This is a genomic window from Rheinheimera metallidurans, assembly GCF_036983985.1.
In the GTDB taxonomy this organism is placed as follows: Bacteria; Pseudomonadota; Gammaproteobacteria; order Enterobacterales; family Alteromonadaceae; genus Alishewanella; species Alishewanella metallidurans.
In genome coordinates this window covers 136,699-161,796 of sequence record NZ_JALAHQ010000002.1, presented here as the reverse complement: position 1 = coordinate 161,796, position 25,098 = coordinate 136,699, and the positions used below count along the sequence as shown (strand labels likewise).

The window sequence follows — 25,098 nt, the reverse complement described above, 5'->3', positions numbered from 1 at the left end:
TCTAACCATGAAATATTTAAACTTATGCGCCCTGCTTCTTTGCGGGGCTTTTTTTTCTAATTATTCATTTGCTGACCCTGCAACTGACCAAGCAAAATGTACTGATATAGGCGGTACATTTTTAAATCACCCTGAGCTTGGCGAAATTTGCTCTGCCCCTGCTCCAAGTGGTACTCTTTATCGGTTTCCTCGTGGTCAATTTAAATCTTCATTGGTTGAGGCTTGTAGCAGTAGTGCTGAGGGTTACACAGATTTTCTCATTTCTGAATTAAAAGACTCTGTCTTTACTCTTCTAGGTGGTTATGTAAATCCTGCCACCGGTTCTTTATCTGGCTCGTCCTGTGTTAATACCACAACAGCAACAGGCGTTCGCGCCGATAAAACTACTTTTACAGTTCCGTACTCTGAAACGCATCATACTTACATATCAAAGCCAAGCCCCGCTTATTGCCCCCCTGATAATTCGCCTAAACTAAGAAATGTAGGTGGCGACGAGCCTAGTTTTTTTTGTTGGGCTCCTGCTCTAGCTCAACCACCGTGTGATTGCTCAGAATTAGCTGGTGAAGGCTATATTGTTGGTTCTGATTTTGTCGCAAAAAAAGACGTTTACAGCAGTGCAAACCCTCCGCAATGCAGTACCGTTACCGACCCAACAACAGGTCAGCAGTGTAACTGCCAGTTAATAGCACAGAAATGGATGCAATTCGGTAGTGGCTCAGATGTTAGCTGGTCTCCCTTACCTTATGAGCAAGGCAAGCCGTCAGGAACGTACACAGGCGCAACCTGTGGCGAAGAAGATGCCGACACGCAACCACCAGAAAAAGAAGAATGTTTTACTCTTAAAACAGGTCAAAAATGGTGCTTCGCTAACCCCGCCGAAAAATGCACAACGGTAAATGGCCAACAACAATGTGAAACTGGCTGCGGCTTCATAAATGGCGATTTTGTATGTTATGAACAAAAAGACCCTATTATCCCTGATAGACCAGACACGCCAAAAAAAGACGTTGACGACGATATAACCGACCCTAACAAGTTAATGCCTGATATGACCAAAGGCGATTTAAAAGAAATACAAAAAGGCTCTGAACAACGTCTTGATAATATAAACATTTCTATTGATAACAATAACAACGAGCTTAAAAACCTAGGCGATAAAATTGGTCAAACTAATAGCAAACTTGATGGCATAGGCCAACAGTTAGACGGCCAAGGCAAAACGCTAAAAGGCATTAAAGACGGTTTAGATGACGCTTTTGGCGATGATGGCGCACCTGATGGCAAATGCGAGGGCGAATGTACTGGTTCATGGTACGAAAGCGTTTACCCTGACGGCATGGTAGGCATTTGGCAAGAGCACAGCGCAGCACTACAGCAAACGCCTGCCTTTGATTTCTTAAATCAATTCCAGCTTTCGCCTGATGGCTCACAGCCTGATTTTAATTTTTGCTTTAATCTTGGCGCAGCTGGTGACTTTGGTTGTCACTCGTTAGAGCTGCCTGCCATTCTTTGGCCTTTTATACGAATTTGTATACTTATTAGCGCCGCATTTTTATGTCGCGCACTGATATTTGGGGGTTAACATGCCGCAATGGTTGATAGATTTTGGTAATTGGTTGTTAGATATTTTAAAAACAATGGCTAATACCATTTTAACTATGGCTAAAGACGCGATGCTTTTTATCTTTGAACAAATGATGATCTTAATCACGTTCATACTTGATGGTATGGGCACGCTTTTTTCTGGTCTTGATATTACTTCTTATATGTCAGGTATACCGTCCGGTACAGCTTGGGTGTTATCTCAAATTGGCATAGGCCAAGCGCTATCAATGATAATTGCTGCTTTAACTATTCGTTTTTTTCTTCAGCTAATACCGTTTGTAAGGCTGGGCTCATAATATGATTAACGGATTATCAGGTAGACCAGGTGCAGGCAAAACTTACGAAGCCGTTGTAACGCATATTTTGCCAGCGTTAAAACAAGGCCGAAAAGTTGTTATTAATATACCGCTTAACGTCGACTGGTTTGTTGGCGTTCTTGGTGAAGAAGTCAGAGACTTGATCACTTTAGTCGATGGCGGTTTTCATAACTACGGCCAAAGCCGTTACTTTTCTAAAGCCAAAGACTTTTTGCAGTACGACACATGGCGCAATAAAGAAAACCAAGGTGTTTACTTCTTTGTCGATGAAGCGCACCTTGCTATGCCGCAAGGAGCCACCGACAAAGAGCTAAAAGAATATATGTCAATGCACAGGCATTACGGCCACGACATAATGCTAATAACTCAAAATTTCAGAAAGGTAGACCGTGACATTAAAGATATGGTGCAGAACTGTTACTACTGCACTAAGTTGTCTTTCTTAGGCCGTGATGAAAAATATATTGTAAAAGTCGCTGACGGCGTTTCTAGGAACATTATCACTACACATGAACGCGAATATGATCCTAAGTATTACCCAGCTTATCAAAGTCACACAAAATCTACTGGTTCAGTCACAGAAGCAACCACAGCAGACGTTACAAAATGGTATCAGCGCTGGACAACAAAAGGCGCTGTAATCTGTTTTGTGCTCGCTGCGTTCATTCTTATGGCTAACTTAAGCCGTGATAAACCAGACACCGAAGAAAAAGCACGACAAACGTTACAAAACTTAAGAAACGGCGAGCCTATTTCATCAACTGCGCAACTAAATAGCCCTCCCGCTGTTACTTCTTCACCGCAGCAGCAGCAAAACAGGCAAGAAAAGCCCGATAAAAGCAAAGGTTTACACCCTTTTAATAACGTAGATTTGCACTTAGCGGGTTGGTATCAGGATTTCGACAGAAAAGGCAGGTTTAAAAAAACGTTTTATTTCGCAGTAAGTCGTAATGGCCAGTATTTATCAGAAATAACTAACACTGATTTAGCACTGGCTGGCTATAACGTACAGATGCTTGCTGATTGTGTGGCTCGTGTAAGCTATGGTGATAATTACGAACGTTTTGTAATGTGTGACGCTCCCACGGCTGTAGTTACTGGCGCAGGCCAGCAAATAGCATCATTAGATTAAATAAAATTACAGGCGGGGAAAGGGTTCCCGCTTGCGGGAAAGGGGAACCGCCTGTAATTTCTATTGTTTGGTTTTTGTAAACTCTTTGATATATTTAGCCTTTCCTACTGGAGGGCTTATGCAATTAAAAGACTGGGGTAATGAGAAACCCAACGCTACACAACAATCTAAAGCTGATGATGTAATAGATTACAACAGGCTTTACTGGACAATTGTTTGGGCGATATTAACTGCTGTCGGTATCTTATTTGTTATATCGTCCATTTTTTCTGTGCTTTTTCTATCAGCTGTACTAAAGCTGTTGCCGTCTTAGATGGCCGCAGGCCATGCAGTGAGCATCGACTGGAAGGAGACGCGCAACGGGAACCAAACCAGTTCATGATACAACCTGCCTTTTTCGCGTTAACTTGACCCGCTTTCAATCCGCTGCCCGCCCGCGCCCTGCAAAACAAAAACAAGCGCAGCTTGTAAAAAAGCCAGTGGCGAAGCCACGCATTAAATCGCTTTAGCGTCTCGCAACTTGTTGCGTTAAATCTCGCGCCTTCCCCGGCGCTCATTTTTCCCCACTCTTGGCGCGTCTCCGCGCCTGCGATTTTTCCGGCTCCCAAAGCCCTAAAAAAACAACTTATCTATGGTTGTTCCTCTTTTCGGTGTTTTTGCGCAGGGTGGACTACAGTAATAGTCCACTCTTGTTTCATTTTGAAACAAAACCACCTGTTTTACACCGAACAAAGCTTTGTCTTTTAGCTGTAAAAAAAGGCCAGTTCGCAAGAATCGGCCTTTAGTGCTGTAAGTTGTTGAATTTTAATATGTATTTAACATAAAAAGCCCATTATGGGCTATAGGGTAGCTATGCAAAAGCAGGGCTTTGCTGGCCCTTATAATTATGCAATTTTAGGCTTTTCTTCAACTAACTTTATACCCACTTGAATAACGTCCCCAGTGTCGTCAACTTCACGTACAGTTAATAGCAAACCGTCTAAACGCACTTGGTCACCAATAACGACTCGGCGATGAAAACGCTGGATAATATATGCGGCTAGTGTTTGGTTTTTATCGCCACCGTCAAAGTTAATAGTATAAAACGCATCTAGATCGCTAATGCTAATGTTGCCATTTAATACAAAGTCACCAAAGAAGCTGGTATTACTTTGCACTGAAATTTCTGCATCTTTAGCCAGCACTTCACTTATTTTCTGCACATGCTTTAACTTAGCCATAACCATAAGTGTGTCGTGAACATTAAATTGCGGCTTTTTGTCGGGTAAAATCCATTCACCGTCCCGAATAATCCCTAAAAACTGGATTGGTTGTTTGAACACCAAGTCGTGCCAGCCAATTGCTAACACTGGCGATGTATCGGTTACTTTGAAAGCTAGAACTTCTAGTAAATCGTTGCTCGGTACAGCATCTAATGGCATAGCTTGATCGGGTGCCAGTTCAGCCGGTACTTCAAGTTTTAACCAGCGTGCGATTGGCACTATGCTCCAGCCTTGGACCACTAAAGACACAATAACTACGACAAAGGCGACATCAAAATAAAGATGTTCATTTGGCATACCCGCTAACCAAGGAAATAACGCTAATATAATGGGTACCGCACCGCGTAAGCCAACCCAACTGACAAATACTTGATCACGTATCGGAAAGCGAAACGGAATTAAACTAATAAATACTGCTATAGGCCTAGCAACAAAAATCATGACACCGGCAATAAGCAATGCCGGTAATAAGTGGTGCATCAAATTACTTGGCACAACGAGTAACCCGAGCATCAAAAACATACTAATTTGGCTAAGCCAAGCTAAACCGTCAAGCATGCGTAATATATGCACAATTTGTGGTAAGCGCGCGTTGCCCACTAAATAGCCCATTAAATATACAGCCAAAAAGCCACTACCACCAAACACGTTAGTAACGGCATAAATGAGCACGCAACTTGCGACAGCGAATAAAGGAAAAAAAGCAAAGTTTAGCGGTAACTTTTTGCATAAAAAGATAAAGATACGCCCCGCTACATAACCCATTACTGCGCCAACTACGGCTTGTTGTAAAAAGGTTTTACCTACTTCAAAGCTTAAGGTTTTTCCCTCAACAATCATACCCAGTATGGTTAGGGTTAACATAATGGCCATTGGGTCATTACTACCCGACTCTATTTCGAGCGTTGATGCCACTCGTTGTTTGATGCGAATGCCCTGAGATTGAAAAATTGAAAACACTGCTGCCGCATCGGTTGAGCTAAGAATGGCACCTAATAATAGGCCTTCAAGTAAGCTTAAATTTAAAATATAAGCTGCAGCGACACCAAGAATAACGCAGGTTAATATTACGCCAAAGGTAGCTAGTACTGACGCTGGTGCTAGTGCTACGCGCAGCCGTTCGGGCCGTGTGCGCATGCCGCCGTCAAACAAAATGATGGTTAGAGCAATAGAACCAATTAAAAATGCAACTTGTGGATTGTCAAATTGGATGCCGACCAAGCCTTGTTTGCCGGCCAGCATGCCAATTATAAGGAACACCAGTAGCATGGGTGCGCCAAGTCGTGCAGAAATAAGCGTAGCGATAATACTTACAACAAAAAGAAGGCCGCCAACTAATATTGCGAGGTTTATACCATCCAAATTAACCTCCTTATTAATTACGCGTTTAAAATCTCCTGAACGATAGCATTCAGTGCGTCCAGTGGTTTGGCTGCTTTGGTAATTGGCCGACCGATAACCATATAATCAACGCCGGCTGAGAGTGCTTGTGCTGGTGTCATCACGCGCTTCTGATCATCTTGCTCGCTGCTCGCGGGTCTAATGCCGGGGGTTACCAAGCAAAAGTCTTTACCAAACTGGCGCTTTAACAGCACCGCTTCCTGAGCTGAACACACTACACCATCAAGCCCTGCACTATGTGTTAGCGTAGCTAATTTTAATACTTGTTGCTCGGGAGTTAAGTTAATACCCAATTCGGTTAGGTCGCCCTGCTCCATGCTAGTTAGTACGGTAACGGCAATAAGGTAAGGTTTATCAGTACCATACGATATCAGAGACTCGCGCGCTGCGCTCATCATTTTACTACCACCACAGGCATGCACGTTTACCATCCATACGCCAAGATCGGCCGCCGCTTTAACTGCTTTAGCGACAGTGTTCGGAATATCATGAAATTTTAAATCTAAAAATACGTCAAAATTGCGCTGCTGTAGTTGTTTAACAAACTGCGGGCCAAAATGAGTGAACATTTCTTTACCTACTTTAAGGCGACATAAACTGGGATCAAGTTGGCTTACCAAGTTTAACGCATCTGCTTGTTGTTCAAAATCAAGGGCTACAACTACTGGGGTCTGACAAGACATCGAATTTCCTTAACTACTATCTACCGTCAATACCGCTAATGGGTTCGACGCTTTCCCAATGCTGGCATGATGGGCATAACCAATAATGTTTACGAGTTGTAAAACCGCAATTGCGGCAGCTATACAACGACTTTTTATCTAAATACGCATTTACTAACTCTTTTACCGATGACAACACTTCAGCCGCCGGTGCGGATTGCTGTTGGCGTATTTGTAATAGCTGCTGAAATAAACGAATACTGGGTTGCTGTTCTAACTTATCTAGTAAGAACTGCTCAGCCGCTTCGGCTGAGCCATGTTCGGTTAGCCAGCATGCCAGTAATACTACAGCAGTAATATTTTGATGTTTATTAGCCAAGTTACTCAGGAGTTGGTACCACTCTTCGCTGGGTAGCTCGCATTGTTGTAGCAATGGTAATATATCAGCAGCCCACTTCGGTTTGTGCTCAACAATATATAATAATGCTGATGCCGCCAGCTTGGTATCATTTTGGCTTAACGCTAACTGCGCCAATTCGAATTTAGGGCGAATTGCTTTAGCATAGCGTGTTGCTAGCTCAGTTAAACTATCTTTGGTGAGTATCGCTTGCTGCTTTAATGCTTCTGTCTGCATATTAGCTTGTGCTATGCGTAATGAGTGCGATTTAGTGTTATCTACTGCAGCAGAATATAATTTAGCTTTATGCCATTCTTGCGTGGCGATAAAAATACTAAATAACTGTTTTAGTGCGGCTTCAGCCAACACCGGCGATGTAACAACATTAACCAGCAGCTTTTCTGCACGATCGTATAAACCCGCAGAGAAATAGTCTTTTGCCAACTCAAATTGAATTTGCTGGGCTTTAGGTTTAGGTAATTTTAATTGATGCAACTTTTCATGAATGCGAATAGCCTTATCCCAGTCGCCTTTGCGCCGAAACAAGTTTGCCAGTGCCAAATAGGTATCGATAGTGGCAGCTTCAATATCAAGCAGTTCCAATAACTGCTCAATGGCTTTATCTTCCTGATCAGTCAGTAAGAAATTTAAGCCCGAAGATAAATTGCGGGTAATACTGGCTCGGCCTTTTAGCTCTTTATGTTTAACGCTGTTACGGCCCATAAACCAGCCGTAAGCGGCGGCAACAGGCAATAATAAGAACAGCAATTCCAACATAAACTAGCTGCTTTCCGTCGATTTACGCCGCCAGCCTTTTGCTTTTCGTTGTAATGAGTACAACAAAGCAATGAGTAATCCAAGCAGTATGCCTAGCAGAAGAAATATCAAAGCTATGTCAACTACACGAAGTGGCATGCTGATAATAAGAAGATTTAAATCAGTTTGTTGCTGATTTATAGAACCGAATAGTACCCCTACTACAATCAGGGCTACTATTACTAAAATATAAAGTAGTCTGCGCAAGGGAAACTCCGTTTACGCCTGAAAGCTGTTAAAGCTAAAATCAGGTATTATCTTTTACGCGGTCACGCAGCTCTTTTCCTGGTTTGAAATGCGGTACATATTTACCGTCTAGTTCAACTTTGTCACCAGTTTTAGGGTTACGGCCAACTCTTGGTGCGCGATAGTGCAGTGAAAAACTACCAAAACCACGAATTTCAATACGTTCGTTACCCGCTAACGATTGTGCCATTTGTTCGAGGATTTCTTTAACTGAAGCCTCAACATCCTTAACCTGAATATGGGGGAAATCAGTAGCTAATTTTTCAATTAATTCAGACTTGGTCATAGACCCTCCGGCAAACCTGCGAATGAATAAAGCAGGAGGCTTAAGCCCCCTGCTTTGTTAGCAATTAATCCTGCTTCTGAGCAGCTTTAAATGCTTCGGCCATAGCGTTACCACCAAAATCAGCATCATCTTGCTTCTTATTGACAGTATCCATAGCTTCTTTTTCTTCAACTTCGAACTTAGCTTTGATTGACAGGCTGATTACGCGATTTTTGCGATCAACACCCATTAAACGAGCTTCAACTTCTTCGCCAACTTTCAGTACAGTAGAGGCATCTTCAATACGCTCACGCGCGATATCAGATACACGGATATAACCTTCTACCGCGCCTTCTAACATAACAGTAGCGCCTTTAGCGTCAACGGCAGTTACTTCACCTTTAACGATAGCACCTTTTTTGTTGTCAGCAAGGTAATCATTGAACGGGTCTTCATCCAGTTGCTTGATACCTAAAGAAATACGCTCGCGCTCTGGGTCAACTTGTAACACAACTGCGTGTACTTCGTCGCCTTTCTTGAAGTCACGTACGGCTTCTTCGCCAGTTGCGTTCCAAGAAATATCAGATAAGTGTACTAAACCGTCGATACCGCCGTCTAAACCGATGAAGATACCAAAGTCAGTGATTGACTTGATCTTACCGCTAACGCGATCGTTTTTGTTGAAGCCCTTAGCAAATTCTTCCCAAGGGTTAGCTTTACACTGCTTCAGACCTAAAGAAATACGACGACGTTCTTCGTCAATTTCTAAAACCATAACTTCCACAGAGTCACCTAAGTTAACAACTTTAGATGGGTGGATGTTTTTGTTAGTCCAGTCCATTTCTGAAACGTGTACTAAGCCTTCAACGCCTTCTTCGATTTCAACGAAACAGCCGTAGTCAGTCAGGTTAGTTACGCGACCAGTGATGCGAGCACCTTCTGGATAACGTGATGCAATAGCTGCCCATGGATCTTCACCCATTTGCTTCAGACCTAAAGAAACACGTTGCTTCTCACGATCGAATTTCAATACTTTAACTGGAATTTCATCGCCAACATTAACGATTTCGCTTGGGTGCTTAACACGCTTCCATGCCATATCAGTGATATGCAGTAAGCCGTCAACACCACCTAAGTCTACGAATGCACCGTAGTCAGTTAGGTTCTTAACGATACCTTTAACTTCCATGCCCTCTTCCAGCGTTTCTAACAACTGGTCGCGTTCATGGCTGCTTTCAGATTCAATAACCGCACGACGTGATACAACCACGTTGTTACGTTTTTGATCTAGCTTGATAACTTTGAATTCAAGTTCTTTATTTTCCAAGTGCAGAGTATCGCGCACCGGACGTACGTCTACTAATGAACCAGGCAGGAATGCACGAATACCATCAACTTCAACTGTGAAACCACCTTTAACTTTACCAGTAATAACACCGATAACAGTTTCTTTGTCTTCACAAGCTTTTTCCAGGCGTACCCAGGCTTCATGACGCTTAGCTTTTTCACGAGATAACAGAGTTTCACCGAAACCGTCTTCAATCGCATCTAAAGCAACGTCAATGATGTCGCCAACGCTTACTTCGATTTCGCCGCTCAGAGATTTGAACTGCTCAACCGGAATAGCGGCTTCTGATTTTAGACCAGCGTCAACCATAACGACGTCTTTCAGAATAGCTACAACAGTACCTTTAACAATGGCACCTGGACGTGTTTCGATAGTTTTGAGGCTTTCCTCAAATAATTGTGCGAAATTTTCAGTCATATTCACTTTTTCAGTTAAGTGCGCCACAGATCATCATGTTCGTGTGGGGTTGCTAAATTTACCTGTTTAATTCCATTTAACAGGCTGCCCAAAATGCGGTTTTGGCCTGGTTCATACTACAGCGGGTATTTTCATACTGGCGTAGTTCAGTACCTCTTCCAACACTTGTTCAATTGATTTACTGGTCGAATCTAGCATGTAAGCGTCGGCAGCTGGTTTCAGCGGCGCGGTAGCGCGATTCATATCTCGCTCGTCACGTGCTTGTATTTCGCCCAAAAGGTCGCCGATATTAACATCAAAGCCCTTTTCTTTCAACTCTAAATAGCGCCGTCTGGCGCGCTCTTCAGGCGAGGCTGTTAAAAATATTTTAACTTCTGCTTGAGGAAAAACGACAGTACCCATATCACGGCCATCAGCTACCAAGCCGGGTGCTTCGGCAAACGCACGTTGCCGGCGTAATAAAGCTTCTCGTACTCGCGGTAATAAGGCGATTTTTGATGCCATAGCGCCGACTTGTTCGGTACGAATAGTGCTGGATACGTTTTCGCCTTCGAGCGTTATGCGAATATTACCTTGCTCATCGCTACTAAATTGCACATCAAGATGTGCAGCTAGCGGCTGTAAGCCTTCCTCATCATCGCTAGCGATATGGTGATGCATTGCTGCCAACGCCAGTACGCGGTAAATAGCGCCACTGTCGAGTAATTGCCAGCCTAAGCGCTGGGCAAGCAAACGACAAATAGTGCCTTTGCCTGAACCGCCAGGGCCATCAATGGTAATTACTGCTGCAGAGTGTGGCATCCTACCCCCTTTTAAACTACCGGTTAATCAGATTTTCAAACGGCAGTATTATACAGCTTTTTGCGACAAGATCTGTGTTTAATTCAGATAAAGCAAAGTAAAGACGCGCGCCAATAAGGCTGCGCGTCTGCTTAGTTTTAGTAAATCAGCAAGCGAGTTGCTGAAATAAACTAAAATAATTGGGAAAAGTTTTTGCTGTGCAGTCGGGATCTTCAATGGTTATGCCTGCATCACCAAGCGCAACTAACGAAAAACACATCGCCATACGATGATCGTTATAGGTGGCTATACTGGCATGCTTAAGCTTAACCGGCGGTGTTATCTTGATATAATCTTGGCCTTCCTCTACCGTCGCACCAACTTTTCTAAGTTCGGTAGCCATGGCGTGTAGCCGGTCAGTTTCTTTTACTCGCCAGTTAAAAACGTTACGTATAACTGTAGGGCCTTCGGCGAACAATGCAGTGGTAGCAATAGTCATAGCCGCATCGGGTATAGCATTGTAATCTCGGTCTATGCCTACTAACCTGTTACGCGTTACCTTTATGTGGTCATCGGCCCATTCTACGTCAGCACCCATAGCCTCTAGGGCGTCAGCAAAATAGATATCACCTTGCACCGCATGTTTACCTATGCCGGTAACTTTAATACTGCCGCCTTTAATTGCTGCGGCAGCTAGAAAATACGACGCAGATGAAGCATCACCTTCAACTAGCCAATGGCCCGGAGATTGGTAGCACTGACCACCTTTAATAATAAATGCTTTATAATCTTGGTTTTCTACCGTTACACCAAAGCGTTGCATTAAAGCTAGCGTAATATCGATATAAGGTTTAGAGACCAGTTCACCAATAATGCTAATAGTGCTGTCGCCAGTTAATAGCGGTGCAACCATGAGTACTGCGGTTAAAAACTGGCTAGAAATACTACCATCAATATTAATTTGACCACCGTTAAGGAGCTTACCCTTGATATGTAATGGTGGAAAACCGTTAGTTTCTAGATAACTTATATCGGCCTGAACTTGACGCAGTGCATCAACTAAATGCGCAATGGGTCGCTCATACATACGAGGCTCGCCAGTTAGCGTAATATTAACCTCTGACGCTGCCAGCGCGGCGGTTAAGGGCCGCATCGCAGTACCTGCATTGCCCAAAAACAGTGTTGTTGCCTCAGCTCGCTTAAATAAGCCGCCTAAACCGCTGACGTCGCACTTAGTACGACATTCTGATAAATGGTAATCTACGCCTAGCGCAGTTAAAGCATTAAGCATGTAGCGCACGTCATCGCTGTCTAACAAATTGGTTATTTGTGTATTGCCTTGTGCTAAAGCAGCTAACAATAACACCCGATTAGAAATGCTTTTTGAACCCGGTAAATGCACTTCGCCCGCAACTTTACTAATTGGGTTTAGAGTAAGTGTTTTCATCCGTGCACTCGCTCAAACTCTTGCATAAAGCTAACTAAGGTTTGCACGCCCTCTAATGGCATTGCGTTATAGATGCTGGCTCGCATACCACCAACCATACGGTGGCCTTTTAATGCAAGCAGGCCATGGTTTTCTGCTTGGTCGACAAACATATCGTTTAACCGGTCATCGGCCAAGAAAAACGGCACGTTCATCCACGAGCGATAAGCAATATCAACGTCGTTGCTGTAAAAGTCACTTTTATCAATATAATCATATAGAAAGCTAGATTTTTCTTGGTTACGCGTAGCTATGCTGGTAACGCCGCCTTGCTGTTTTAACCATTTAAAAACTAACCCAGCTAAGTACCAAGCAAAGGTAGGAGGCGTGTTAAACATACTGTCGTTATCTGCCGCCAAGCGATAATCAAGTACCGAAGGTATAATGGCATTTTTACTGGGTAATAAATCTTCGCGTACAATCGCCAAAGTTAAACCCGATGGGCCAATGTTTTTTTGCGCACCGGCGTAAATAACGCCATAGCGGCTAACATCAATGGGCCGAGACAAAATAGTTGATGATAAATCGGCGACAATAGGAATATGGGTATCAGGTAAATTGGTAAATTCAACGCCATCTACTGTTTCGTTGGGGCAACAATGTACGTAAGTCGCGTTAGCCGTTAGCTGCCAGTTTGTCGGGGCAGTAATAGTGCGCATACCGTCTACAGTTTTCAGGCGAATATCGTGCGCATTAATTTGACCGTATTTTGTTGCTTCGTCTACAGCCGATTTAGACCAAGCACCAGAAATAATATAATCAGCATGTTGCCCTGCTTGTAACAGGTTAAGCGGTACCGCAGAAAACTGGCCGCGCCCGCCGCCGTGCATAAACAGTATTTTATAGTTAGCCGGTACATTAAGTAACTCACGTAAATTTTGCTCTGCCTCTTCGGCTACACGAATAAACGCACTGCTGCGATGGCTCATTTCCATAATGGAACAACCATGTTGTTGCCAGTTAACAAATTCTTGTTGTGCTTGCGCCATTACTTCAACCGGCAGCATTGCCGGGCCGGCACAAAAATTAAAAGTGCTCATGATGTGCTGCTTGCTCCTGATATTAATGATTTATCGTAACTGGCTTGGTTGTAGGTTGAACTGTCGGCTAATTACCGTTCTTATTGTTTTTTATATTTTTTACAGTAGCACAAAGCAAAACGAGCGCATCAGCGCTCGTTTTTATTGGGTGTTACTCTTCTTCATCTTGCGCTAATTGCGTATCGGTTAACTCAGCGTTGACGGCTTTTTCTGCCACCGCAGCTTCAAGATCTTCCACATCCTGAATTTCGTCAACCTTCGCGACACCGACTACTTTTTCATTTTCAGCAGTGCGGATCAAGATAACACCTTGGGTATTACGACCAACTTCTGATACTTCATTAACACGAGTACGGACTAATGTACCTTTGTTTGAAATCATCATAATTTCGTCTAACTCATTTACCTGCACCGCGCCAACTACTAAGCCATTACGCTCAGATACTTTAATTGACACTACGCCTTGAGTAGCACGGCTCTTCGCTGGATATTCACTTAATGCAGTACGTTTACCATAACCGTTTTCAGTTACAGTAAGAATTGGGCCATCGCCATTTGGAATAATTAGCGATACAACCGAACCGCCTTCACGTAAGCGAATACCGCGTACGCCAGTAGCGGTACGACCCATGCTACGCACTTGATCTTCAGTAAAGCGCACCACTTTACCGTCGTCAGAGAATAGCATTATCTCGCTATTGCCATCGGTTAAGCCAACATCAATTAGGTGATCGCCTTCATTTAAGTTCACGGCAATTATGCCGTTTGAACGTGGCCGTGAGTATTCAGTTAGTGCCGTCTTTTTCACTGTGCCATTGGCGGTAGCCATAAACACGTATTTATCTGCCTCGTATTCACGCACTGGTAAAATAGCGTTGATACGCTCACCTTCTTCTAATGGCAGCAAGTTAACAATTGGCTTGCCACGTGCAGTGCGGCTGGCTAATGGTAATTGATATACCTTCATCCAGTACATGCGACCACGGTTAGAGAAACATAAAATGGTATCGTGGGTGCTGGCAATCAATAGTTTATCAACGAAGTCTTCATCTTTAACGGTAGTAGCGGCTTTACCTTTACCGCCACGACGCTGTGCTTCGTAATCAGACAATGGCTGATACTTGGCATAACCTAGGTGCGATAAGGTAACAACTACGTCTTCTTCCGTAATTAAGTCTTCCATATTGATATCCAGCATATTGTCTTGGATATCAGTGCGACGTGCATCGCCGTATTGTGCTTTAACCGCTTCTAGCTCTTCGCAAATAACCTCCATTAAACGCTCTGGCGTATTCAGAATGTGTAACAGTTCTGCAATGAGTTCTAACAGCTGCTTGTATTCATCAAGAATTTTCTCGTGTTCAAGCCCGGTTAGTCGGTGTAAACGTAAATCTAGAATGGCTTGCGCTTGCTGCTCAGTTAAAAAATACTTGCCATTACTAATACCAAAATGCGGTTCTAGCCATTCTGGGCGTGCCGCGTCTTGGCCAGCACGCTCTAGCATGGCGCTAACATCGCCTAACTGCCAAGCACGTTCTACTAAGCCTACTTTTGCGTCAGCTGGGCTTGATGACTTTTTGATTAACTCAATAATTTCATCAATGTTAGCCAATGCAATGGCTAAGCCTTCTAAGATGTGTGCGCGATCTCGGGCTTTACGTAAGTCGTATACGGTTCTGCGGGTTACTACTTCGCGACGGTGCAGTACAAAGCACTGCAACATTTGCTTTAAACCCATTAGCTTAGGCTGGCCTTGATCCAGCGATACCATATTAATACCAAATACCGTTTGCATTTGAGTATTGGTATACAGCTGATTGAGCATTACGTCGGTAGACTCACCACGTTTTAATTCAATAACAATACGCATACCGTCTTTATCAGACTCATCGCGCAGTGCTGAAATGCCTTCTATGCGTTTTTCTTTTACCAGCTCGGCAATTTTTTCAATTAACCGCGCTTTGTTTACCTGATATGGAATTTCATTAACGATAATGGTTTCGCGACCGGTTTTTTCATCAGTTTCGATACAGGTTTTAGCGCGAATATAAACTTTACCACGCCCGGTACGGTACGCTTCTTCTATACCTTTACGACCATTAATAATGGCGGCAGTTGGAAAGTCTGGCCCTGGAATATGCTGCATTAGCTCATGCAATTCAATATCAGGGTTAGCAATTAACGCTAAACAACCGTCAATAACTTCATTTAAGTTATGTGGTGGAATATTAGTTGCCATACCTACAGCGATACCGCTTGACCCGTTTACTAACAGGTTAGGCAGTTTTGTTGGCATAACCGCTGGAATTAACTCTGTACCATCGTAGTTAGGTACAAAATCGACGGTTTCTTTATCTAAGTCGGCTAATAATTCGTGCGCAATCCGTGCCATACGCACTTCGGTATAACGCATGGCTGCGGCAGAGTCACCATCAACAGAACCAAAGTTACCTTGTCCATCAACAAGCATGTAACGTAGTGAAAATGGTTGCGCCATACGAACTATAGTGTCGTACACCGCAATGTCGCCATGCGGGTGGTATTTACCAATAACGTCACCAACCACGCGAGCAGACTTTTTATAGGCTTTGTTCCAGTCGTTGCCAAGTTCCTTCATTGCGAACAATACGCGACGGTGTACCGGCTTTAAACCATCCCTTACGTCCGGTAAGGCGCGGCCCACAATGACGCTCATTGCGTAATCGAGGTACGAATTTTTTAATTCGTCTTCAATATTAATAGGGACTATTTCTCTGGCTTGATCTGTCATAAAACGCTAATTTCCCTTAAAATCAGATAGATAACTCGCTTTTGTCGATGTTATAAAGCGCGAGACAACGCAGGATTCTACCACAGAAAACCAACCTTGCCATGCTTGAAATTCAGCACAAATTTTGTAGCTGCATTGCTCTAATAGATCAAGGCTTTATAATAGCCAAAAAATCTAAGGCATATTTTATGACAGCACAAGTTAATAGCGAAAATGTTGATGCAAACGAAATTGCAAAATTTAACGATATTGCGTCGCGCTGGTGGGACCTTACCGGCGAATTTAAGCCGTTGCATTTACTTAACCCAGTGCGTTTAACCTATATCAGCGACGAGCTACAAGGTTTATTTGGTAAGCAGGTTATTGATGTCGGTTGTGGCGGCGGTATTTTGTCTGAAAGTATGGCGCGCTGTGGTGCAACGGTAACGGGCATAGATATGGCGGAAGATTCGCTAAACGTTGCTCGCTTACACGCATTAGAGGCCGGTGTAACATTAAATTACCAGCAAGCCACGGCAGAACACTATGCCAGCAGTCATGGTGAGCAGTTTGATGTAGTTACCTGTATGGAAATGTTAGAGCATGTGCCTGAACCTATGTCGGTTGTTCAGGCCTGTGCCGATTTAGCTAAGCCTGGTGGCATGTTGTTTTTCTCAACGTTAAATAAAACCTGGAAGGCCTATTTGCTCGCTATTATTGGTGCCGAGCAGGTCATGAAGCTGGTACCTAAAGGCACGCATGAATTCAGTAAATTTATTCGCCCGTCACAATTAATGCAGTATATAGAGCGTGCAGGCTTAGAAGTTGTTGATACTACAGGCTTACATTACAATCCAATAACAGAAAGTTTTAAAGTGGGCCCAGGTGTAGACGTGAACTACATTGTGGTGGCAAAAAAGCCAGAATAAAATATTATTTATTTTATGCTAACCCCCTTGTTTCGTGCTCGCTTATAGCGGCATCTTACTGAGGGGGTTAGCAGCTACTAACCAGTTAGATTAAGCTTGCAATTGGGTATTTCTTTGCTTGCAAATGCTGGCATTGATCATTAATCTCATAAAAATTATCACGTTAAATACTTGACAAAAATTACTCTGACAAATAACAAATCTCACCTTGATTTCAGCTCTATAACACACTATCTTGTGATCACTTTCTAGAATTCATCTATATGTTGTGTAAAGCGTGCACAATAGCTGCTGCTATATTAGCCTCGGCTGTAGGATGATTGCTAAACCACTAATTTAAAAATGGACTCTGTAGCAATGACTCAATCTTTATTCGTCACAAAACGTGATGGCCGTCGTGAACCTTTAGATCTTGATAAAATTCACCGTGTAATTACGTGGGCGGCTGAAGGTTTGTCACATGTTTCTGTATCTCAGGTTGAGCTAAAATCACATATCCAGTTTTACGATGGCATTAAATCGTCTGACATCCACGAAACGATAATTAAAGCGGCCGCTGATTTAATTAGTAAAGACAGCCCTGATTATCAATACTTGGCTGCGCGTTTAGCGGTATTTCACTTACGTAAAAAAGCCTATGGTCAGTTTGAACCGCCACATTTGTATGACCACGTCGTTAAAATGGTTGAAGCCAAACGTTATGATGAACATATTTTGGCCGACTATAGCCGCGAAGAGCTAGAGCAGCTAAATAGCTTTATTGACCACGGCCGCGACCTAAACTTCAGCTACGCCGCAGTGAAACAGCTGGAAGGTAAATATTTAGTCCAAAACCGAGTAACCGGTGCTATTTATGAAAGTGCACAGTTTTTATATATGTTGGTTGCTGCCTGCTTGTTTGCTAATTACGACAAAGCAAGTCGCTTAGATTATGTGCGCCGCTTCTATGACGCCTGCTCGTTGTTTAAATTATCGTTACCTACGCCGATTATGTCTGGTGTGCGTACACCGACTCGTCAGTTTAGCTCGTGCGTGTTAATTGAATGTGGCGACAGCTTAGACTCTATTAATGCCACCTCAAGTGCTATTGTAAAATACGTTAGCCAACGTGCAGGTATTGGTGTTAATGCCGGCCGTATTCGTGCCTTAGGTAGCCCAATTCGTAATGGTGAAGCCTTTCATACCGGTTGTATTCCGTTTTATAAACACTTTCAAACCGCGGTTAAAAGCTGCTCACAAGGTGGCGTGCGCGGTGGTGCAGCTACCCTATTCTACCCATTGTGGCATTTAGAGGTTGAGTCGTTACTGGTATTAAAAAATAACCGTGGCGTTGAAGAAAACCGCGTACGGCATTTAGATTACGGCGTGCAGTTTAACCGCTTAATGTATACCCGTTTAATTAAAGACGATTACATTACCTTATTTAGTCCATCCGATGTACCTGGGCTTTATGACGCGTTTTTCGAAGATCAAGAACAGTTTGAGCAACTGTACGTAAAATATGAAGCTGATAGCAGCATTCGTAAAAAACGCATTAAAGCCTTAGAGCTATTTACGCTGTTTATGCAAGAACGTGCCAGCACCGGGCGTATTTATTTACAAAACGTTGATCACTGCAATACCCACAGCCCATTTAATCCTAAACTAGCGCCGGTGCGTCAAAGTAATCTGTGTCTTGAAATTGCTTTGCCAACTAAGCCATTAAATCATATTAATGATCCTGATGGTGAAATTGCGCTGTGTACCTTATCGGCGTTTAACTTAGGTGCGATTGAAAACCTAAGCGAGTTAGAAGAATTAGCTGAATTAGCGGTACGCTCGCTTGATAACTTATTAGATTATCAAGACTACCCTATTCCAGCGGCATTTCACGCCTCGATTAACCGTCGTACATTAGGTGTTGGTGTAATTAACTACGCCTATTACTTGGCAAAAAATGGTGTTAAATATTCCGATGGCTCAGCCAATGGTTTAACACACCGCACCTTTGAAGCCATTCAGTATTACCTGTTAAAAGCATCAAATAAATTAGCGCAAGAGTTTGGCGCATGCCCTAAGTTTAATGAAACTACATATTCACAAGGCATATTGCCAATAGATACCTACAAAAAAGACTTAGATAAGGTGTGTAACGAGCCGCTATTGCTTGATTGGGAGCAATTACGCCAAGATATTCTAAGCCATGGCCTGCGTAACTCTACGTTATCAGCGTTAATGCCGTCGGAAACGTCATCACAAATTTCTAATGCGACCAATGGTATTGAACCACCTCGCGGCCATATTAGTATTAAAGCCAGTAAAGATGGCATATTAAAACAGGTTGTTCCGGAATATGAGCGCTTAAAAAATCAATATGAACTGTTATGGGATATTCCAAGTAACACCGGTTATATCTCGTTGGTGGCAATTATGCAGAAGTTTATTGACCAGACAATTTCAGCTAACACCAACTATGACCCAAATCGATTTGATGGCGGTAAAGTACCAATGAAATTGTTACTACAAGACTTGCTAACAGCGTATAAATTGGGTGTCAAAACGATGTACTACCATAACACTCGTGACGGTGCATCAGATATGCAGGAAGACATTAAGCCTGAGCCTGAAGACGACGGCTGTGCTGGTGGCGCTTGCAAAATTTAACTATAGAGTAAATGCGTTACGTTGGTAACGCGTATTTATTTTAAACCTTGTTAGGATGATAAGTGGCAATGGCTTACACAACTTTTAACCGACAAATGAATGACCAGATGAAAGAACCTATGTTCTATGGTAATCCGGTAAACGTTTCGCGCTATGATCAACAAAAGCATATGATTTTTGAAAAACTGATCGAAAAGCAATTGAGCTTTTTTTGGCGTCCGGAAGAAATTGATGTAAGTAAAGATCGAATTGATTATCAAAATCTGCCTGAGCATGAAAAGCACATTTTTATTAGCAATCTAAAGTACCAGACACTCCTCGATTCAGTACAAGGGCGTTCACCTAACGTTGCCTTTTTACCCATCGTATCGCTACCTGAGCTGGAAACATGGATTGAAACTTGGGCGTTTAGTGAAACCATTCATAGCCGCAGTTATACCCATATCGTGCGCAATATTACTTCTGAACCGCACAAAGTATTCGACGATATTATGTTGAATGAGAAAATCTTAGAACGCGCCGAAGATGTAACGCGTTACTACGATCACCTAATAGATGGCATAAACTTGTACCAACGCTGTGGTGAAGGTACACACACTATTAATGGTAAAGAATATAGCATTACCCTGCGCGAGCTAAAGCGCCGTTTATATTTATGTATGATGTCGGTTAACGTGCTAGAGGCTATTCGCTTTTATGTTAGTTTTGCCTGTAGCTTTGCGTTTGCCGAGCGCGAGCTTATGGAAGGTAATGCAAAAATTATTCGCTTAATTGCTCGTGATGAGGCTCTGCATCTTACGGGTACGCAGCATATTTTAAATATTATGGCTGCCGGCGATGATGATCCTGAAATGGCGATTATTGCTAAAGAGTGTGAAGAAGATGCCTACGCTATTTTTCGTAAAGCTGCTGAGCAAGAAAAAGATTGGGCAGAATATTTATTTAAAGATGGCTCGATGATCGGCCTAAATAAAGACATTTTGTGTCAATATGTCGAATATATTACTAATAGCAGAATGCAAGCAATTGGCTTAAAATCCATATTCTCGACTACGCAAAACCCTATCCCATGGATTAATACCTGGTTGGTATCTGACAACGTACAGGTTGCGCCACAAGAAACTGAAATTAGTTCATATTTAGTTGGGCAAATCGACAATGAAGTTGATGGTAGTGACTTCGGCGATTTTGATCTTTAAGCATTATGCCCCAGCAGGTTAAAGTAGGTGCAAACGTCCATTTTAATTTTGATGGTAGCGAGCGCACCTTACTTAATGCGTTAGAGCAGCAAAAACTGCAGGTTAATTTTAATTGTCGCGAAGGCTATTGTGGTGCGTGCCGCTGCAAGCTATTGAGTGGTGAAGTCAGTTACATTAACGAACCGCTCGCCTTTGTTCGTAAAAATGAGTTTCTCCCCTGCTGTAGTATTCCACTGACAGATATCGACATTGAAATTCCCTAACGCTATGGTAATTTCGTACGCTATCGAGCAGACTAGCTATACCCTATCCCACTTAAATGGAGCAGATTAATGAAGGCGTTGTTGTTATTACTTGCTGCTTCGAGTTTAACTACTGCAGATTTCTCTCATTACGAACAATTATTAGCTAAATCTCAATTTACTGAATTAGAGCATCAACTGGTCAAACAGCCCGATTATAAACAGCAAGATGGCTTATTAGTTATTTATGCCAAAGCGTTAATTAGTCAGCAGCGGTTAGAAGATGCTAATACCTTATTAAACTTTGCCGTTGAGCAGTTTCCTAATAACAGTGAACTCAATTATTTAGCTGGTTTAAGTAAAATTCGTTTAGCGAGCAATGGTAATATTTTCTCAGCAAAAGAGCGCGCAAGTCGCGGCGTAGCTTTATTACAAAAAGCAGTAAGTTTAAAGCCTGATCATTTCAATGCCCGTCAAGCATTAGTCGACTTTTATAGCATTGCGCCGGCGGCTGCGGGTGGCGATAAAGAGCTAGCAGAAACTATGGCAAAGCAGCTGGCAATAGATAGCCCTGCCCAGGGGTTATTGGCACAAAGCCGTATTCTTATTAATAATAAAAAACCAACGGAAGCTTTGGCATTACTAAACAGTATGATGCCAAACCCACCTGTAGCTAGGCTGTTAGTACGTAAAGCTCAGTTAGAAAATGAATTAGCGGCTTATGATGATGCTTTTGTTAGTTATCGCTTGGTAGTGGAATACGCTACCGATATGACCGATAAATACAATGCGCTGTATCACATTGGTCGTTTGGCGGTAGTTGCGGATCAAGATGCCACTCAGGGTATTAGTGCCCTACAGCAGTATTTAGAGTTCTATCACGATAGTGAAAACAAAACCTTGCCTTGGGCAACCCTAAGGCTGGCACAATTAATGTACCGCACAGGCGATAACTACGAAGCCAATTTGTTGGTGAGTCAGTTAACTAACGTACAGGTGGCGGATGAAGAATTTAATCTTATTTTATTAAGTTTAACGAGCGCCATAAAATCTAAAGAAGCTCACACTAAACCGCTAGAGCCAGAAGCTATCCCAGTAGAGCAAAACACTACTGGTAACCCAATAGAAAAACAGCAGGAAAGTTAGCACTTGCCTGCTGTTTAGCTAATTTTATTTTATAAAAGCTTTATAAAAGTACGGATTACAATTATTTGCGAACACCTTCAACCACTAATTCAAGCTGCACTGTGGTTGAGGCTGGGCCCAAATCTGTGTTAATGGCAAAGTCTTTTAAGGTTAGCGTAGTGGTTCCGGCAAAACCCGCTCGGTAGCCACCCCAAGGGTCGTTACCTTCACCTAATTTCTCAGCCGCAATGACAACTTCTTTAGTTACTCCATTTAGCGTAAGATTACCGTATAAATCAAACTCTTTGCCGGCTTTAGGCACAATTTTAGTACTGACAAAATTGGCTTTAGGGTGCTTACTTACATTTAAAAAATCCGCACTGCGTAAGTGCTTATCGCGCTCGGCATGGTTTGAATCTACGCTGGTAGTATCAATAGTTAGCTTAATTTTCGCATCGGTAAGCTTATCTGCTTCATAGCTAAAATCACCAGAAAAAGTATTAAAACGGCCATGTAGCCAACTGTATCCTAAGTGGCTAATTTTAAACTGTACAAAAGCATGAGCACCTTGAGTATCAATAACATAGTCGGCAGCTTGTGCTGGTATTGCCATCATTGCAGTGATAGATGTAGCTAATAATAATTTTTTCATTATAGGTTTCCGCTATTAAGGTTTATGTCCAAACATACGTTTAAGCGTATGGTCTTTATCAACAACATGATGCTTTAGTGCAGCTAAGCCGTGTAATACCGCCAAGCTGATTAAACTGTACGCTGTGTACTGATGAATAATACCCGCGATATCAGCCTGATTAGCAAATAATGCCCCGGCCGAAGGCACGTTAAACCAAGCAAAAACACTGATTGCTCTACCATCTTCGGTCGATATTAAGTAACCGCTAATAAATAGTATTATCAACCCTAGGTATAAACAAAACTGTACTGCTTGTGCAAGTTTCCGTTCCCAGCGCTGGTGCGTTGCTAGAGGTAATGGCGGCGGGCTAATCCTACGCCAAATTAAGCGCAGCACTAAAGCAGCAGCTAGCAGTATGCCTGCACTTTTGTGCCAATAAGGCGCAGTGCGATACCACTCACTGTAATAATTTAAGTCGACCATCCAAAAGCCAACAGCAAACAAAGCAAATACTACTAACGCCATCAACCAGTGTATCAACACACTAACTAAACCATATTGTGACGAACTGTTTTTTAGCATAATTAGCTCCTGTAGAATTTTATAATACACCAATTTAACTAAAGATAAATGGGATTATTACGGACTTATAATTCTATTTATTAGAACGGTTTAAGTTTTATCGTTAATTTAAGCTAATAAAAAAGCCAGCTAAATGCTGGCTTAAATGTCGTGATAAACACGGTTATTCAAACTTACCATCACGAATATGTTTTTCACCACGTTGTTTGGCTAATTCAACTTGGCGTTGTCGCTCGGTAAATGACGCTTTTTGTTCTTCGCTGGTTTTGTCATGGCAATGTGGGCAGCTTAAGCCTTTAACATAGGTATCTGCAGCCATCTCTTCGACCGATAACGGCATACGACAGGCATAACACTGATCATAACTGCCCTGCTCTAAACCATGTTTAACGGCTACTCGCTGATCAAAAACAAAGCATTCGCCTTGCCATAGGCTTTGCTCTTCAGGCATTTCTTCTAAGTACTTTAAAATACCGCCATCTAAATGGTATACCTGCTCAAAGCCTTGTTCTTTTAAAAACGCGGTTGATTTTTCGCAGCGAATACCGCCAGTACAAAACATAGCGACTTTTTTATGTTTGGTTTTATCTAGGTTATCTGCGGCCCACTGCGGAAACTCGCGAAACGTTGTAGTGTTGGGGTTTACCGCATTTTTAAAGCTGCCAATAGCTACTTCATAGTCGTTACGCGTATCAATTAAAATGGTGTCTTCGTCTGAAATAAGCTCGTTCCAGTCTTCACCTTTTACATAGGTGCCAACAATTTGAGCCGGATCTATACCCTGAACACCCATGGTAACAATTTCTTTTTTCAGTTTTACCTTGGTACGATAAAACGCTAGCTCGTCAGCTAACGACTCTTTATAGCTTAAATTGCTAAAACGGCCGTCAGCGTCTAACCAAGCTTTAACTGCATCGACACCCTCGCGTTTACCACAAATGGTACCGTTAATACCTTCCTCAGCTAGCAATAACGTGCCTTTAACATTATTAGCAACCATTGCGTCATATAACGCATCGCGTAAACTGACATAATCGGGTAACGAAACAAATTTATATAAAGCAGCAACTACGTACATAAGTAACCTCTTGCAAAGCCGAACCGTAAATTCGGGGCAATTAAAATCGGCGGCATTATAACGTTGCTGATCCCTTGTAGCAAAGGTTGTAATAAGCTTGGCATTAACTATTAACGCTACTGATAATTAAATGCACCGCTAATGCCAATAAAACCAGCCCCATAACACGGTCGAACCAATAGCCTTTTTGCAATAAAAACCGTGTTACTTTTTCATGGGTTAGCAGCAGCGATAACATGCAAAACCATGCTGCAGTAGCAAAAGCCATATAAACACCATAAATAACCTTGTATGACAACGGTGTAAGTGGCGAGATAATAACGGCAAATAATGATAGAAAAAATAGCGTTGCTTTAGGGTTTAAACCGTTGGTAATAAAGCCAGCAATAAAGGCTTTTTTAATGGACGGTATTGGCGCTGGCGTATCTGCAGTGTTGGTTTGCACCCTTGTTGGTGCTGAACTTTTTAATGCCATTACGCCAATGTAAGCCAAATAAATTGCCGCACAGACGCTTAATACTTTAAATAGCCAAGGCGTGGTTTGAATAAGTACCGCAATACCCACTAACGACCAAGTGACATGCAGCAATATTGCCACACCAATACCTATACTCGCGGCTAGTGCTTGGCGTCGACCAAAGCGCACGGCATAGCGCAGCACAATGGCAAAATCGGGCCCTGGGCTTGCAACAGCCATTAAATGCACAGCGGCAATTAATAAAAACTCAGGCCAAAAACTCATC

General features: G+C 42.6%; 21 protein-coding genes and 1 pseudogene. 9 read left to right on the top strand and 13 right to left on the bottom strand.

The genetic code is table 11. The features are described 5' to 3' along the window. Positions 1–7 precede the first annotated feature (7 nt). The 4 genes from MN199_RS06100 (at position 8) to MN199_RS06085 (ending at position 3,367) form a co-directional block, all read left to right on the top strand. On the top strand, positions 8–1,582 hold the full coding sequence (locus tag MN199_RS06100) for a hypothetical protein (protein ID WP_335738779.1): 1,575 nt from the start codon (positions 8–10) through the stop codon (positions 1,580–1,582). 1 nt (position 1,583) lies between these two features. Beyond that, positions 1,584–1,901: a DUF2523 family protein gene (locus tag MN199_RS06095; RefSeq protein WP_335738778.1), complete on the top strand. Its 318-nt coding sequence runs from the start codon at positions 1,584–1,586 to the stop codon at positions 1,899–1,901. Between the two features lies 1 nt (position 1,902). Further along, positions 1,903–3,054: a zonular occludens toxin domain-containing protein gene (locus tag MN199_RS06090; RefSeq protein ID WP_335738777.1), complete on the top strand. Its 1,152-nt coding sequence runs from the start codon at positions 1,903–1,905 to the stop codon at positions 3,052–3,054. Between the two features lie 118 nt (positions 3,055–3,172). Continuing rightward, on the top strand, positions 3,173–3,367 hold the full coding sequence (locus MN199_RS06085) for a hypothetical protein (protein ID WP_335738776.1): 195 nt from the start codon (positions 3,173–3,175) through the stop codon (positions 3,365–3,367). A 571-nt stretch (positions 3,368–3,938) separates the two neighbouring features. Here MN199_RS06085 and MN199_RS06080 read toward each other — a convergent pair. The 9 genes and pseudogenes from MN199_RS06080 to gyrA form a co-directional block, all read right to left on the bottom strand. Further along, positions 3,939–5,678 (bottom strand): potassium/proton antiporter, encoded by a 1,740-nt coding sequence (locus MN199_RS06080; RefSeq protein ID WP_335738775.1) that lies wholly within the window; start codon positions 5,676–5,678, stop codon positions 3,939–3,941. 17 nt (positions 5,679–5,695) lie between these two features. Then, positions 5,696–6,400: an orotidine-5'-phosphate decarboxylase gene (gene pyrF, locus MN199_RS06075; protein WP_132583456.1), complete on the bottom strand. Its 705-nt coding sequence runs from the start codon at positions 6,398–6,400 to the stop codon at positions 5,696–5,698. A 16-nt stretch (positions 6,401–6,416) separates the two neighbouring features. Beyond that, on the bottom strand, positions 6,417–7,553 hold the full coding sequence (locus tag MN199_RS06070; protein WP_335738774.1) for an N-acetylglucosaminyl transferase: 1,137 nt from the start codon (positions 7,551–7,553) through the stop codon (positions 6,417–6,419). 286 nt (positions 7,554–7,839) lie between these two features. After that, a pseudogene (gene ihfB, locus MN199_RS06065) lies at positions 7,840–8,151 on the bottom strand (integration host factor subunit beta); the annotation flags it as partial. Positions 8,152–8,188: 37 nt separating this feature from the next. Beyond that, positions 8,189–9,868, bottom strand: coding sequence for a 30S ribosomal protein S1 (rpsA, locus tag MN199_RS06060; RefSeq protein WP_132586737.1), 1,680 nt, complete (start codon positions 9,866–9,868; stop codon positions 8,189–8,191). A 111-nt stretch (positions 9,869–9,979) separates the two neighbouring features. Beyond that, a complete protein-coding gene (gene cmk, locus MN199_RS06055; protein WP_132583448.1) occupies positions 9,980–10,669 on the bottom strand; it encodes a (d)CMP kinase in 690 nt (229 codons plus the stop codon). Between the two features lie 145 nt (positions 10,670–10,814). Then, positions 10,815–12,095 carry a 3-phosphoshikimate 1-carboxyvinyltransferase gene (aroA, locus tag MN199_RS06050; RefSeq protein WP_335738773.1) on the bottom strand — a complete coding sequence of 427 codons (1,281 nt, stop codon included), beginning with the start codon at positions 12,093–12,095 and terminating at the stop codon, positions 10,815–10,817. Next, a complete protein-coding gene (gene serC / locus MN199_RS06045) occupies positions 12,092–13,177 on the bottom strand; it encodes a 3-phosphoserine/phosphohydroxythreonine transaminase (protein ID WP_418338083.1) in 1,086 nt (361 codons plus the stop codon). Before serC ends, aroA begins: the two co-directional genes overlap by 4 nt. A gap of 148 nt (positions 13,178–13,325) precedes the next feature. Then, entirely contained in the window at positions 13,326–15,944 is a 2,619-nt protein-coding gene (gyrA, locus tag MN199_RS06040) for a DNA gyrase subunit A (protein ID WP_335738771.1), read from the bottom strand. A 188-nt stretch (positions 15,945–16,132) separates the two neighbouring features. On the opposite strand from gyrA, the gene ubiG reads away from it, so the two are divergent. The 5 genes from ubiG (at position 16,133) to MN199_RS06015 (ending at position 22,082) form a co-directional block, all read left to right on the top strand. Further along, complete coding sequence (ubiG, locus tag MN199_RS06035; RefSeq protein ID WP_335738770.1) at positions 16,133–16,852, top strand: bifunctional 2-polyprenyl-6-hydroxyphenol methylase/3-demethylubiquinol 3-O-methyltransferase UbiG; 720 nt, start codon at positions 16,133–16,135, stop codon at positions 16,850–16,852. Between the two features lie 357 nt (positions 16,853–17,209). After that, positions 17,210–19,495 (top strand): class 1a ribonucleoside-diphosphate reductase subunit alpha, encoded by a 2,286-nt coding sequence (gene nrdA / locus MN199_RS06030; protein WP_335738769.1) that lies wholly within the window; start codon positions 17,210–17,212, stop codon positions 19,493–19,495. A 68-nt stretch (positions 19,496–19,563) separates the two neighbouring features. Continuing rightward, positions 19,564–20,694, top strand: a complete 1,131-nt coding sequence (gene nrdB / locus MN199_RS06025; protein WP_335738768.1) for a class Ia ribonucleoside-diphosphate reductase subunit beta — start codon at positions 19,564–19,566, stop codon at positions 20,692–20,694. A 5-nt stretch (positions 20,695–20,699) separates the two neighbouring features. Beyond that, a complete protein-coding gene (gene yfaE / locus MN199_RS06020) occupies positions 20,700–20,957 on the top strand; it encodes a class I ribonucleotide reductase maintenance protein YfaE (RefSeq protein WP_335738767.1) in 258 nt (85 codons plus the stop codon). Between the two features lie 69 nt (positions 20,958–21,026). Beyond that, on the top strand, positions 21,027–22,082 hold the full coding sequence (locus tag MN199_RS06015; protein ID WP_335738766.1) for a tetratricopeptide repeat protein: 1,056 nt from the start codon (positions 21,027–21,029) through the stop codon (positions 22,080–22,082). Between the two features lie 61 nt (positions 22,083–22,143). Here MN199_RS06015 and MN199_RS06010 read toward each other — a convergent pair whose 3' ends face one another. The 4 genes from MN199_RS06010 to MN199_RS05995 form a co-directional block, all read right to left on the bottom strand. Continuing rightward, positions 22,144–22,713, bottom strand: a complete 570-nt coding sequence (locus MN199_RS06010; protein ID WP_335738765.1) for a YceI family protein — start codon at positions 22,711–22,713, stop codon at positions 22,144–22,146. Positions 22,714–22,728: 15 nt separating this feature from the next. Next, positions 22,729–23,277, bottom strand: a complete 549-nt coding sequence (locus MN199_RS06005) for a cytochrome b (protein WP_472511582.1) — start codon at positions 23,275–23,277, stop codon at positions 22,729–22,731. 163 nt (positions 23,278–23,440) lie between these two features. Beyond that, positions 23,441–24,355 carry an oxygen-dependent tRNA uridine(34) hydroxylase TrhO gene (gene trhO / locus MN199_RS06000; RefSeq protein ID WP_335738764.1) on the bottom strand — a complete coding sequence of 305 codons (915 nt, stop codon included), beginning with the start codon at positions 24,353–24,355 and terminating at the stop codon, positions 23,441–23,443. Positions 24,356–24,458: 103 nt separating this feature from the next. After that, complete coding sequence (locus tag MN199_RS05995; RefSeq protein ID WP_335738763.1) at positions 24,459–25,097, bottom strand: LysE family translocator; 639 nt, start codon at positions 25,095–25,097, stop codon at positions 24,459–24,461. Position 25,098 lies beyond the last annotated feature (1 nt).